The sequence below is a fragment of the Chroogloeocystis siderophila 5.2 s.c.1 genome, from assembly GCF_001904655.1.
GTDB lineage: Bacteria > Cyanobacteriota > Cyanobacteriia > Cyanobacteriales > Chroococcidiopsidaceae > Chroogloeocystis > Chroogloeocystis siderophila.
In genome coordinates, this window is sequence record NZ_MRCC01000006.1 from 181346 (window position 1) to 195229 (window position 13884).

The window sequence follows — 13884 nt, forward strand, 5'->3', positions numbered from 1 at the left end:
TTTTTGATGGACTTACATTAGGCTGTTTGGGTGAATTAATACTGATTGATACAAAGGTTAGTTTACTTCTGTAAATTAACTTTCACTATGGCAAGAATTAATAGAAATACTATCTAGAAATACGATTTTTTCGTTATGCTTGGCAATACGCGATGAGTAGCTGAACGTACGTTGTAGTAAAAAGAAAGTAAAACAGTACTGGATTTCTCTCTTGCTGTAGGTGGCGTATGCATCAATTCAGGAACAATAAGAGTAAGCAGTGAGTGTAGCTCTTACTAAAATGTTCAACTTAGAATCTCCTTTGCCGAATACGACAACACGACACGAACAAATTTCCCGCGTTGTGGTTACTGCGCAGCAGATGCGGGATATTGAAGCGCGAATTTTTGCAGGAGGAATGCCAGTCGCCGCTTTGATGGAGAAGGTAGCAGGGCTGATTGCGCGTCGGATTATCGAGCTTTATCCGCGATCGCATTTCCCGTGTATTGGTATTTTAGTAGGGCCTGGGCATAATGGCGGTGATGCCTTAGTGGTGGCACGCGAATTACACTTTCAAGGATATGACATTGTGGTTTGCTGCCCTTTTTCTAAGTTAAAAGACTTAACTGCACAAAACGCACAATATGTCAAAAGTTTAGGTATTCCGGTTTATGAAGCTTTGGAACCTCTAGCAAAGTGTGCTGTATTTGTTGATGGTTTATTTGGGTTTGGGTTAGAGCGATCCCTGGCTTCGCCTGTAGATCGCATTGTCGATCAGTTGAATGAATGGTCACAGCCAGTGGTGAGTATTGATTTACCCTCTGGGATACACACCGATACAGGGGAAGTGCTAGAAACCGCCGTACAAGCAACGCAGACATTTTGCTTAGGATTGTGGAAAATAGGATTGTTGCAAGACCAAGCGTTAGATTATGTTGGTCAAGCTGAATTAATTGATTTTGATATTCCAATTGCAGATATCCAAGCGGTATTGGAATCGCCCAAGATACAACGCATTACCCCGCAAAGTGCGATCGCAACTTTACCACTCAAGCGATCGCCCGTGACGCACAAATACAAACAGGGACACTTATTACTCATCTGCGGTTCGCGACGTTACACAGGCGGGGCAATTTTAACAGGTTTAGGGGCAAGAGCAAGTGGTGTCGGAATGCTTTCAATAGCGGTTCCTGAGTCGATTAAACCGCTATTATCTGCACAATTACCCGAAGCCCTCATCGTCGGTTGCCCAGAAACCGCAAGCGGTGCGATCGCGCAGTTGCAATTACCCGAAAAAACTGATTTGAGGTCGTTTGATGCGATCGCCTGTGGTCCTGGCTTAACTGTAGACGCCAAGCCAATTTTACAAGAAGTTATGAACAGCGATCGCCCTTTGATTTTAGATGCGGATGGTTTAAATATTCTTGCTCAAATGGGAACAATCCCCACATTACAACGCCGACAAGCACCAACTGTATTAACACCGCACGCAGGTGAATTTAAGCGATTGTTTCCTGATACTGTTGATCCGACAAGCGACCGGATCGCCGCCGTACGTGCAGCCGCTGCACAAAGTGGGGCTGTGGTGTTACTAAAAGGCGCAAGAACCGCGATCGCCGATATTGATTATGTGTGGATTAACCCTGAAAGTACGCCAGCTTTGGCGCGTGGTGGTAGTGGTGATGTCTTGACAGGTTTATTAGGTGGATTGATTGCGCAAGCGACTACTAAACATATACCTTTACTAGAAATTGTCGCCAGCGCTGCGTGGTGGCATTCTCAAGCGGGTATTTTAGCAGCGCGCGATCGTACCGAAATGGGCGTAGATGCCTTTACTTTGACGCAGTATTTGATATCTGTAATGCGAAGCAATTAGCGATCAGCTAAACAGGACGAGCGCGACCTACGGATTATTTTTGCTCATAAACTAAAAACTTTGTACATGATGTACGATCATCTGTCAATTCCTTATTAGTCGCGATCACCTTGTGTGGTGTTGGATTATCAATTGCTAGTAGAAGACCACTCGGTTGGTTGCGTTTATTCGCAGGAGGAATGTTTGTCGGATTAGGCATTGTTGGTATGCATTTTACCGCAATGTGGGAAATGCGACTTGCGGCGATGCCAGTGTACAACCAATTATTTGTCATTGGTGCGGGAGTTTTTACTATTTTTATGTCTACCAACGCGTTGTGGTTGGCGTTTCATGCAAGTGCTGAAAAAATTGTGTCGTCGGAAAGTTTGGGTAAAGTTGGTAGCGCGATTTTTACAGGAGTCGCAATCGATGCACTGCATTACCTAGGGATGATGGCGGTTGACTATTACCCATCAATCAAACTTCTGCGTCAGAGTACTGGAATGGATAGGTTTATCCTTGCTATTTCTACTGGTACTGCGGGTTTAAGTATTTTGTTGTTAGCATCAGTGGGTTCGTATTTTGGTCAGCGCCTCAGTGCTAAGATTGCCAATGCGGAAGCGTTGCGGGAAAGCGAAGAACGGTATCAAAAGTTATTTGATTTTGCGCCTGATGCTTATTTTGCGATCGCCGCTGATGGTACGCTCAAATCGGTTAATAATTTTGCTGCTGAGTATTTAGGCTACGACAAACAAGAGTTAATCGGTCAGCCTGCATTAGTGACAGTGTATGAAGGTGATCGCGATTGGATGCAAGAGTGGATGGCAAGTATCTTCCGCGAAAAGATTAGTAGTAGTGAAGTCGAACTTCGCAAAGTTCGTAAAGATGGTTCAGTACTTTGGGTACGCGAACACAATCAGCTAGTAATTGATAACGAAGGTGAACCAATCGAATTACATGCAATCTGTCGCGACATTACCGAACGCAAACAAGCCGAAGAGGAATTGCTACAAAATGCTTTTCACGATGCACTTACAGGTTTACCTAACCGCGCATTATTTCTAGATCGTCTAGAACAAGTGATTCAACACGCTAAAAGATATCCAAAGTATTTATTCGCGGTTCTTTTTCTTGATTTAGATCGCTTTAAAGTGATTAATGACAGCTTAGGTCATCTTCTCGGCGATAAGTTACTCATTGCGATCGCGACTCGACTGCAAGGATGCGTTCGCCCAAGTGATACTGTAGCCCGTCTTGGTGGCGATGAGTTTACAATCTTACTCGATGGCATTCAAGATGCGAGTGATACAATTCGTGTCGCCGAAAGAATCGAACAAGCACTGATGTTGCCTTTTGAAATAGAAGAGCAACAAATCTTTACCTCTGCAAGTATTGGCATTGCTTTGAGTAGCACCAATTATGACCAGCCCGAAGCACTACTACGCAACGCTGATATTGCGATGTATCGTGCTAAAAATCAAGGCGTGGGACGCTACGAAATATTCAATCTTGCCATGTATGCCAAAGCAGTGGCACGCTTACAACTAGAAACTGACCTGCCCTGCGTCGTGCGATTGAAAGACAAGAGTTTATTCTGCAATATCAACCCATCATATCTTTACACACAGGAAAAATTACTGGGTTTGAAGCCTTAGTACGCTGGCAACATCCTCAACACGGTTTACAATACCCAAATCAATTTATTGCCACCGCCGAAGAAACTGGGTTAATCACTCGCTTGTGTCAATGGGTTATTCGTACTGCGTGTCATCAATTTTATCAATGGCAACTACAAATTCCAGAAGGAAAAAATGTAATTATCAGCATTAATCTTTCTGGAAAGCAGTTTTCTCAGCCTAATATTGTCGAGCAAATTCAGCAAATCTTGCAGCAAACCAATTTAGCCGCATCAAACTTAAGACTTGAAATTGTTGAAGGCGTGATTATGGAAGATAACAATTCAATTTCAACAAAACTGCTGCAACTCAGAAATTTAGGCGTTCAGCTATCAATTGATGATTTTGGTACAGGTTATTCATCATTAGCACGTTTATACCATTTTCCCATCAATGGCTTAAAAATTGATCGCTCTTGTGTTTCGCGTATTGGAATTGAGCAAGCGAGATCGGAAATTGTTGAAACAATTATTACTCTTGCCCATAAACTAAATATTGATGTCACCGCTGAAGGCGTAGAAACATCCGCACAACTTGCTTATTTAAAAACATTGCAATGCGAATATGCTCAAGGATTTTTTATCTCGCGATCACTCAGTAGCGATCAAGTAGAAACTCTGCTAAAAAGCAACCCTCAGTGGTGAGGAATAGCAGTTAGCTGTGAGCAATTGGCTTTTAGCTTATAGATGATTACTAAATACTCACTGCTTTCTTACTATTTATTACCTGTTACCAATATTAAACTTTAACTGCTGAATTACTATTAGTTGGCGCGTAGAAATCACCTTGATCGTTAACTCCTACTGTTAGTAAAGATTCTGCACCTGTAATTAATCTTGCACCGCGTTTGCGCGTCCAATAATTCCAACCCCATTGCAGAAGAACAACAAGTTTGTTGTCGAATTCGATCAAGAAGTAGATATGGACAAATACCCACGTTAGCCACGCCAAGAAACCGGAGAATTTGACAAAACCAAAGTCTACAACCGCTGCATTACGTCCGATAACGGCTAAACTTCCACGATCCAAGTAACTAAAGGGTGGTAATGTTTTTTCTTGTAGTCGTTGTTTAATGAGTGCGGCGACATACTGTCCTTCCTGCATTGCCACGGGTGCAACACCAGGTAGAGGTTTACCGTTTTGGTGCGAGAAATTTGCTAAGTCACCTACAACAAATATATTGGGATGTCCTGGAATGCTCAAATCTGGTTCGACAATAACGCGTCCTGCACGGTCGAGTTGTGCGCCAGTACGCTTAGCCAAGGTTTCTCCTATTGGTGACGCTTTGACACCCGCCGCCCAAAGAATGGTTTTGGCAGCAATTTGTGCTACTTCATCGCCTTGCTTGATTGTTACGATATCATCGGCAATATTGGTAACTAATGTTTTCGTTTGCACTGTTACACCCAATTGCTGAAGGGATTTTGCAGCTTTGGCAGATAATTCGGGTGCATAAGGCGGAAGTAGGCGATCCATCCCTTCAAGTAGTAAGATTTTGGCTTCAGCGGTATCAATATTGCGAAAATCTTTTTTCAGCGTACTGTACGCAAGTTCGGCGATCGCACCTGCTAACTCTACCCCTGTCGGTCCACCACCAACAATCACAAACGTTAACCAAGCCCGACGTTTTTCTGGATCGGTTTCTTTCTCGGCGGTTTCAAACGCGACAAAAATTCGCCGCCGCATTTCTAGCGCATCTTCAACGGTTTTTAATCCTGGGGCAAATTCTGACCATTCATCTTTGCCAAAATACGAATGCTTAACACCTGTAGCGACGATTAAACTATCGTAGTGTAGTTCTTGATTTTGCAGCGTTACTTTGTGCTGTTCTGGGTCAATATCGACAACTTCTCCCATCAGCACTTTGGTGTTTTTATTGCGGTTTAGGACTGACCTTAGCGGAGAAGAAATATCGGCAGGCGATAAAGTTCCTGTCGCAACTTGATAAAGTAAGGGTTGGAATAAATGAAAGTTACGCTTATCGATTAATGTTACCTCTACAGGAACACTGCCGAGCGATTTCGCTGCATACAAACCGCCAAACCCACCACCAACAATGACAACACGATGCAGAGATTGATTATCGACAGCGTTAATCATATAAAACTGACTTTTAGATAATTTCTTTACAGATGTTCATATTAGCTCAACTAGAGAAAATCGGCGTAGCGATCGCTACAGGTCAAGCAATATAGAGTAATGAGTAGTCAGTTCAGAAAAGATGACGCACTTTGACCGCGAACGAATTCCTGAATGTGTTGTTCATGCACGTGGTGCTGGGGCGCATGGTTATTTTGAAGCGTATGGCACCGTAGGCGACGAACCTATTAACAAGTATAGGCGGCCAATCTTTTTTAATAAACAGGTAAGATTACGCCTGTTTTTGTCCGTTTTCCACGATGATTCATGGCGGACATTGACCGGAAACGCTCCGCAACCCGCGTGGTTTTGCCGTCAAGTTTTATACCTATACCGAGGATGGCAACTGGGATTTAGTTGGAAACAACTTGAAAATCTTTTTTATTCGCGACCTCATCAAGTTTCCTGACTTGGTTCATGCGTTCAGACAAGATCCCAGTTGTCAATTTCTAGTGTGCTGCCTTGCACACTTCATTCCCATAGCCCCGACTTCAGTCGGAAGGCATCTGTATTAAATTTATCATCTGGTAGAGGTGTCCATACAAGATTTCTACCAGTTTTAATTGCATAGTTGAAACCTTTCAAAGCAACAAACTAGCATGGAGTAAAGCGGATTGATGAGTAAATTGCCAAAAATCGGTTATTTGTTCACCAACAAGTTGATGTTGAAAGTAGTGAAAAAAATGCTTTCCTTGAGGACATAACCACAAGCGATCGCCTGCTTTCAAATAATCTTTCCAACCTTGTAAATCTGCGCTTTCGATAATGATATCATCAGTGCCACCACAAACCATTAATGGTACTGGTACGCCACTTGCAGGTAAACTCACTCGTTGTAAAAATGAATGCGGTGATATCGAGCAATATAAGTCTTTTTGTAAGCGTTTAATCAAACTATTAATTGTACATTTATCTTGCGAACCGAACAAGTTATAAGCCATCGAAGTAAGGACTCTTTGACAACTCATAATTTTACGATGATTATAATAATGAGCTTGCCAATCAAGCGCCGGATCAGCCCCGACAGCAAGGAGAGTTAGCGATTTAACTTTATCAGGATAGCGACGTGCATAGAGTAATCCCAGTAAGCCACTCGTACTATGACCGATTAAGTGAACTGGGTGATCGCACGATTGTAAATAGTCGTGGAGTAATTCTAAAGCAACATCAAGCGAACATGGCTCATCTTGCGTTTGGCAATATTCCCACTGCGCCACAGTTAAGTGATGCGACAAATAGCATAAAAGTGGGCGATGAAAGCATTGCAAACTAGGGCTAGTATTAATCCACAAAACATCTGGAACTATAGACATACAAAATCTTTCACAAACAAATATGTATTGCCAAGTAGCACAGGCAAGATACCTGTGCATTGTGGTCGTTATCTCTTAGTAACTACACGCCAAATTCTTTCTTCAGTTGAGAAATCCAAGTTTTAACGCGCTGTTCTGTCAAATCTGATTGATTATCTTCATCCAGCGCTAAACCGACAAACTTACCATCTCTAACAGCTTTCGATTCATTAAAATCATAGCCATCAGTTGACCAGTAGCCGACTGTTGTTCCACCAAGTTCAGAAATTTTTTCTTCCAAAATTCCCAAAGCATCCATAAAGTTATCGGTATAGCCAACTTGATCGCCTGTACCAAAATAAGCGACTTTTTTACCACTAAAATCAATATCGTCTAAATCAGGGAAAAAGCCATCCCAATCACTTTGTAATTCCCCAATGTTCCAGGTAGGACACGCAATAATCAAATTTTCGTAATCATTAAACTCACTACCATCAACATCTGCCATATTGTGCAGCGTGACAACATCTTCACCCAATTCTTTTTGAATCATTTCGGCAACAATTTCAGTTTTGCCTGTGGTTGAACCGTAGAATAAACCAATACTTGACATTTATTTCACCTAAAACATTGAACATCAATATGAAGAAAGGGGCAATTTTACTTATTACAAGCCCCGCATTCCTCATTGATTAATTTGCGATCGCTTGAAATGCACTCCAGCTATTCAAAATTAAGTACGCAAAAATTGCGCCACCAATCCCACCAATGAAAAAGCCGGTTGTAAACTGACTCCACTCGTCAACATTCTGCAAAGCCTCTGGCACGTTGGGAACTGTTGCAGCAAACGCTGGTCGGGGTAAAGTTTCTAGGCGTTTTTCTAGTTTGGTACTACCATAAATTGAAAAACCGATGGTCAGCAGGACAATCAAACCACCAGCTGCGAGTAAACCAACTAAAGCACCAATGTTCGCATCGCGTAATATTCCAATAGAACCTAGTACAGCAAAAGGTCCTACTAGCCAATAACCGTGTGCCATACCAATTTCTAATCCCCGTGCTAAAGGATTAATTCCTGGGCGGTAAATTGGTAGGTATTTGAGAAAATTCAACGTCACATCTTGGGAATTGATCGCATTGTTTGCAGCTGCCATTTGCGGATTAACTTGCGGTGGCTGAACCATGTCACCTTTTTTGAAATCAAATCCAGCCGCAGTTGCGCGCGCGCGTAAAGCGTGCCAAATATGACCGATGAGGAAAATCAAAGCGAGGACAAGATGGAATGTCACCAGCCAACCACGCACAGAAACTAACCCAGGCGCAGATTCTAAAGTGCGTACCGGACCATAAAATACTTCGGGGTAAGCGGTGTTATTGACCCACGCGAAGTACGCAGCAAAGAAGCCCATGTAGGCAACAGCGCCAATGCTATACGAAAGATAAGCTTCGCCTGAGTAAATTAAAATGCGTCGCGCCCAAGCAAAAGGTTGCGTCAAGATGTGGAAGATTCCACCGCCAATCAACATCAAGCCAACCCAGATGTGACCGCCGACAACATCTTCTAAGTTATCGACCGCAGCCATTCCTTCTGAACCCCAAGCCCCGAATAGATAGCCAAAAATGCGGATAGGATTGAGTGTAGGATGACTGATAACGCGCACATCACCACCACCCGCTGCCCAAGGGTCGAATAATCCACCCCAAAACATCGCTTTGGCAACAAGTAGCAACGCGCCTAAACCTAAAAGTACGAGGTGAATGCCTAAAATAGACGTGATTTTATCTTTATCTTTCCAGTCATAACCGAAGAACCCAGCTAGGGTAGGGTTGTCTTCTAAAACTTCGGGACCTAATAAAGCGTGATAAAGTCCTCCGGCTGCCAGAATAACTGACGGTATCAAATGCAAAACGGCAACAACAAAGTAAGGATAGGTGCTAATCACTTGTCCGCCAGCCCCAACACCCAAGCCCAGCGTTGCTAAATGCGGCAGTAAAATTAACCCTTGTTCGTACATCGGTTGATCGGGATGAAAACGTGACAACTCGAATAGTGTCATTCCTCCAGCCCATAGCAAAATCAACCCTGAATGCGCAACGTGCGCGCCCAACAACTTACCCGATAAGTTTGTTAAGCGAAAATTACCAGCCCACCAACCTACGTCAGGAATTTGGTTTTTGTAAGGGCTATCTGAGATCACTGCGGTCATGAGAACTCCTTGCGAATAATTTGCGTTATTGCAGTGTCAAGTACAGAAATCTATTGAGTAAATTTGCTAAGTAGCATTAACTTGGTTGCGGAATCACTGCATCTTCACTGATGCGACCTTTACGAAAATCTAAACCACGCGATCGCAAAGCGTGCCAGATATGTCCTTGCAGAAAGAAAAACGCTAACCAAAAATGAGCATTCGCTAGCCAAGTCCGCGAGGTGACTAAATCAGGATCGGGCGATGAAAAGTAAGGCACAATATTCTGCCGTACCACCAGCGCAGGACCGTAAAACACTTCAGGATAAACAGTGGTATTGACGGAGACGAACAGCGTTGCAACGAATCCCATCAATGCCAAAGCGCCCAAGCTGTAAGAAAGATAAGCTTCTCCCGACCAAACAAAGAACGGATATGTCCAGCGAAAAGGCTTGGTTAGGATGTGAAATATTCCACCAAAAATTAGCATTCCACCAACCCAGATATGACCGCCGACAACATCTTCTAGGTTGTCAACGCCAGCAATCCAGAACCTACCCATCGCACCGAAGAGATAGCCATAAATCACTGTCGGATCGAGCGTTGGATTTGTAATAACTCTGACATCTTCGACATTCGGGTCATACAAACCACCAAAGTACATTGCCTTCGTGACTAAAAGAAAAGCACCTACGCCGAGTAAAACAAGGTGAATGCCCAAAATCGTCGTCATTTTGTTGGTATCTGCCCAGTCATAGCCAAAAAAGGAAAACCTTCCTTCCAACCTTTCTGGACCGCGTAGCGAATGAAAGATACCACCAAAACCCAGAAACGCGGACGAAATGAGGTGAATGACACCGATCGCAAAGTACGGCTGCGTATCTACCACAGTACCATTGGCACCAACTCCCCAACCTTGGGCGGCTAGATGCGGTAGCAAAATTAATCCTTGCTCGTACATCGGTTTTGCAGGATTAAAATGACCCAGTTCAAATAAAGTCATAGCGCCTGCCCACAGCACAATCAAACCAGAATGAGCAACATGAGCGCCGAGTAATTTACCCGATAAATTCGTGAGGCGTGCATTACCTGCCCACCAGGGAGACTCTGCGAGATCTTGCTCCACTGAAAGTGGACTCTTAGCGACATTTGTCACCGTCTTTTACCTCCTAATTGTTGAAAATATTTTTCAAAAACTTGCAAGATAGCTTACACTATAACGTTAGTTATTGACAATCCTTTTCATTAATTTTCTGCAACTTTTTACAAGCGCAACTGCCAGCGCGATTTTTAGGGGAAACACTGTATTGCTGCACGCTGTTTCAGCAGCAACAAAAACGTAAAGAATTCGCTACAACTTACACCCACTTGGCATAACGCATATGTTCAATTTATTTCTTCAAGTTGTTCAGCCGATTACAACTCCACTATGTATGGTTTCGGTTTCATCGTTGCTAGCTGTGTTTCTGTGGAGTATCGCGATCGCAACGCGAGATGGTATCGCTCGACTCAAGCAATTGCACCAAGTTCCTTGTAGCCGCTGCGCCTACTTCACCGGAGATTATCGACTCAAATGTACTGTTCATCCTTGCAAAGCACTTACCGAAGACGCGATCAATTGTTTAGATTATGAACCGGCGGCAAATCCACCCAAGTGTCATCCAAAAGCTTGTAAATATCGGTGAAAACTCATTGAAAAGTTGGTAACTGGTAATTAAGTCATTGGCAGTTTTTTCCTCTTGCTAGCTGCTTACCCCTTACCTGCTCCCAACAAATATGATTCATTTAACCTGTATAGGGATCAAAGCGCAACTTGGCAAAGTGGCGGTTAAGCGCGACAATGAGTTTACGTCGCCCTTGAAGTCGTCCAGTGAATAACGTCCGTACAGTTTCCGATACCAAGCGAGCTTTCTACACATCTCACACCCGTCCAATCAACACGATTTATCGTCGGGTGGTCGAAGAACTGATGGTAGAAATGCACTTGCTGTCAGTGAATGTCGATTTTAGCTACAACCCAATTTATGCCCTGGGCGTAGTCACTGCTTTTGAGCGGTTTATGCAGGGGTATCAACCTGAAAGAGATAAGGAGTCGATTTTTAATGCTTTGTGTCAAGCTGTAGAAAGCGATCCACAACGCTATCGCCAGGATGCTGAACGTTTAGGTCTATTTGCTAAGAACACATCAACTCCTGAGTTGATAGCGTGGCTACGTGGGGAAACTCACAAAGAAGAAGTGGGTGATTTGCAGCAGCAAATTCAAGCGATCGCCTCTAATCCTAACTTTAAGTACAGCCGCTTGTTTGCGATTGGAGTCTTTGGGTTATTAGAACTGTCAGATCCTGCTTTAGTCAAAGACGAAAAGCAGCGAGTTGATGCGCTTAAGAGTATTGCTGCTACGTTGAACATCTCAGAAGACAAACTCAACAAAGATCTAGAATTGTACCGCGCTAATGTAGACAAAATGGAACAAGCATTAGCAACAATTGCAGATATACTTTCCGCTGACCGTAAGAAACGTCAGCAACAAACTCCAGATAAAGGAATTGCAGTGACTACTCCTGATGCTGAGGATCCGTCGCAAGCGCCTGGTTCGTCGCAAGACAAGGCTTCTTTTGGTTCTTAGGTAACAGCAAAAACAAATCGAATGATGGTAATGAGTAATTGGTAATAGGATAATTTATTACCAGTTACCTATCATCTAGAGGTGAGTTTCATTAGCTACGACTGTGATGAGCGCGAATATAACGCAACGTAACAATAACTAGTGTAACGAGTGTGATAGGGATAACAAAGGCTTGAAACACCAAGCTAAATATCGGCAAGCTGGCGTGTTGCGTCGAATACAAAATTAAGTAGGTTGTATAAGCAACGTAATAACCGAGAAAGAGAATTCCTTCCCAACGGGAAATCACGTTATCTGTAAAGAAAATTGGCAAACAGGCGATCGCCGTTGCAATCATTACAGGAATATCAAAGCGTAGCGCCGCAGCCGAAACAGCAACACCATCAGGCGAGAAAATACTCGCTAGCCCCAAAACTGCGAGAATATTAAAAATATTACTGCCGACAACGTTTCCCACCGCAATGTCGCGTTCTCCACGCATACTCGCAACAACTGAAGTAGCAACTTCGGGTAAAGATGTTCCAGCGGCAACAATTGTTAATCCGATGATTAGCTGGCTGACGCCAATCGCTTGGGCGATCGCGATCGCGCCACTTACTAACCAACGAGAACCGATGACGAGTAATACTAAACCACCAAGGATAAAACCTAAATTAACTAACCAAGCTGTTCTTTCGTAGTTGCCATACTCTCTAGCGTATTCTTCTTGAACCGCAGTATCTTTTTCTTGACGGCTTTGGTAAATCAAAAAAAGCGTATAAGCAACACCACCAACAAATAGTAAAATTCCATCAACTCTGTCAATTCTACCATCATAGCCAAGCAGATGAGTCAAAAATGAAACACCGATCATAATCGGGACATCAAACTTGACTAATTGCTGCGAGACGATTAGAGGAGCAACCAACGAAGAAACACCCAATATAAATAAAACATTAAAAATATTACTGCCAACGACATTACCCAATGCAATATCAGCTTGTCCGGCAAAAGCAGATTGCATGCTAACCGCAAGTTCGGGTGAACTGGTGCCATAAGCAACTATCGTTAAACCGATGATTAGGGGTGAGACTCCAGCACTAGCCGCGAGGCGCGATGCTCCACGTACCAATATTTCCGCGCCAACAACAAGTAGCACTAGACCGATAATTAATAAAACGATTGTTGTAATATCCATAAACCTTATATAAACTACTGGGTCCAGTTACCACTTGCCTTGACGAATAGCTAACAATCAATGTTATGCGATCGCCACAAACAGTGCGGAAACCAGACCCAGTTGATTAGATGACAAAATTAAGAAATCAAACCCCAGTTCACAGCTAGCTTAGCGCTTACTACCCGAAGCGTTACGCACCGGAACCATTTTCATGTAGTCGATGTTGTAGGCAGAAACACCTTGAGCGTAGTTTTGCTTGGGTGCGATCGCCGCTGCCATATCGCGATACTTGCGGGGATCGCCTTCGCGTAGCTGTCGCTGTTCGTACTTGCGGCTGTAGAATTGCTCCAGCGCAAAACGCCAATCGGTGGTGACAGTGCCAGCTGTTTCGCGGAAGTCTTCACCATAGCGGGGAGTCACTAAGTTGAAGGGGCGACCTTCCATCCGCTTGCGCTGATAAGGTACAGTATAATCACCAAAGTTATCGGTGTACTCTTCACTATCAAGCAAGGCATCAACAAAGCCATGAAAGCCTAGCGTGCCAATTTTGATTGACCAAGCGATTTGCTCATCTTTGTTGTAAGATGAGCGACCGAGAAAGCGCTTCAAGCAGATATCAACCAGGCGGTAGTTGTTATTCACTGCAACCACCATTTGATAAAATCGCTCCGACTTGGCAAGTCCGCGAATAAAATCGCGTACCGAAATTGCGCGATTCTTGAGTTGAGACTCTAGCTGTACTTGACGGTTGGCTTTGAGAATTTCATGCTCGCTGAAAACCTGGCGATAAGCAGCCCAGATCAAGTCTTGAATCTCTGCGGGCGAGTTCGCGTCTTCTATACGGTAGATATATGGAGTTTCGTCGTCGAGGTCAGCAACGCCAAAGCTGCGGACGCGGTGATTTTGTGTTGTAGGTTTGTACTGAAGCAACGGCAACGCCATGCTGGTATCTCCGTTTCAAACGATAAGTTG

Annotated in this window: 12 protein-coding genes and 1 pseudogene; 6 read left to right on the forward strand and 7 right to left on the reverse strand. The window is 43.6% G+C overall.

Going from position 1 to position 13884, the window contains the following annotated elements:
- Positions 1-280 precede the first annotated feature (280 nt).
- From NIES1031_RS08955 to NIES1031_RS24820, 3 genes are all read left to right on the forward strand, one after another.
- Positions 281-1855, forward strand: coding sequence for a bifunctional ADP-dependent NAD(P)H-hydrate dehydratase/NAD(P)H-hydrate epimerase (locus tag NIES1031_RS08955; protein ID WP_073549077.1), 1575 nt, complete (start codon positions 281-283; stop codon positions 1853-1855).
- Positions 1856-1965: 110 nt separating this feature from the next.
- Positions 1966-3489, forward strand: coding sequence for a bifunctional diguanylate cyclase/phosphodiesterase (locus NIES1031_RS08965; protein ID WP_218596712.1), 1524 nt, complete (start codon positions 1966-1968; stop codon positions 3487-3489).
- On the forward strand, positions 3447-4154 hold the full coding sequence (locus tag NIES1031_RS24820) for a putative bifunctional diguanylate cyclase/phosphodiesterase (RefSeq protein WP_236738780.1): 708 nt from the start codon (positions 3447-3449) through the stop codon (positions 4152-4154). Before NIES1031_RS08965 ends, NIES1031_RS24820 begins: the two co-directional genes overlap by 43 nt.
- A 94-nt stretch (positions 4155-4248) precedes the next feature.
- Here NIES1031_RS24820 and NIES1031_RS08970 read toward each other — a convergent pair whose 3' ends face one another.
- A complete protein-coding gene (locus NIES1031_RS08970; protein ID WP_073549078.1) occupies positions 4249-5610 on the reverse strand; it encodes an NAD(P)/FAD-dependent oxidoreductase in 1362 nt (453 codons plus the stop codon).
- Positions 5611-5725: 115 nt separating this feature from the next.
- Between NIES1031_RS08970 and NIES1031_RS08975 the strand changes: the two are divergent.
- Positions 5726-6086, forward strand: a pseudogene (locus NIES1031_RS08975) (catalase); the annotation flags it as partial.
- A 144-nt stretch (positions 6087-6230) separates the two neighbouring features.
- Here NIES1031_RS08975 and NIES1031_RS08980 read toward each other — a convergent pair.
- From NIES1031_RS08980 to NIES1031_RS08995, 4 genes are all read right to left on the reverse strand, one after another.
- Positions 6231-6962 (reverse strand): alpha/beta fold hydrolase, encoded by a 732-nt coding sequence (locus NIES1031_RS08980; RefSeq protein ID WP_073549079.1) that lies wholly within the window; start codon positions 6960-6962, stop codon positions 6231-6233.
- 82 nt (positions 6963-7044) lie between these two features.
- Complete coding sequence (gene fldA / locus NIES1031_RS08985) at positions 7045-7554, reverse strand: flavodoxin FldA (RefSeq protein ID WP_073549080.1); 510 nt, start codon at positions 7552-7554, stop codon at positions 7045-7047.
- A 79-nt stretch (positions 7555-7633) separates the two neighbouring features.
- A complete protein-coding gene (locus tag NIES1031_RS08990) occupies positions 7634-9148 on the reverse strand; it encodes a chlorophyll a/b binding light-harvesting protein (protein ID WP_073549081.1) in 1515 nt (504 codons plus the stop codon).
- 76 nt (positions 9149-9224) lie between these two features.
- On the reverse strand, positions 9225-10283 hold the full coding sequence (locus NIES1031_RS08995) for a chlorophyll a/b binding light-harvesting protein (RefSeq protein WP_073549082.1): 1059 nt from the start codon (positions 10281-10283) through the stop codon (positions 9225-9227).
- Between the two features lie 226 nt (positions 10284-10509).
- Here NIES1031_RS08995 and NIES1031_RS09000 point away from each other — a divergent pair, with 226 nt between their 5' ends.
- Positions 10510-10812, forward strand: coding sequence for a hypothetical protein (locus NIES1031_RS09000; RefSeq protein ID WP_073549083.1), 303 nt, complete (start codon positions 10510-10512; stop codon positions 10810-10812).
- A gap of 185 nt (positions 10813-10997) precedes the next feature.
- Positions 10998-11753 (forward strand): photosystem II biogenesis protein Psp29, encoded by a 756-nt coding sequence (gene psb29, locus NIES1031_RS09005; protein WP_073549084.1) that lies wholly within the window; start codon positions 10998-11000, stop codon positions 11751-11753.
- Positions 11754-11844: 91 nt separating this feature from the next.
- Here the strand turns inward: psb29 and NIES1031_RS09010 are convergent, their stop codons facing one another.
- Positions 11845-12930, reverse strand: a complete 1086-nt coding sequence (locus NIES1031_RS09010; RefSeq protein ID WP_073549085.1) for a calcium/sodium antiporter — start codon at positions 12928-12930, stop codon at positions 11845-11847.
- Positions 12931-13080: 150 nt separating this feature from the next.
- Complete coding sequence (locus tag NIES1031_RS09015; protein ID WP_073549086.1) at positions 13081-13854, reverse strand: phycobilisome rod-core linker protein CpcG4; 774 nt, start codon at positions 13852-13854, stop codon at positions 13081-13083.
- Between the last annotated feature and the right edge of the window lie 30 nt (positions 13855-13884).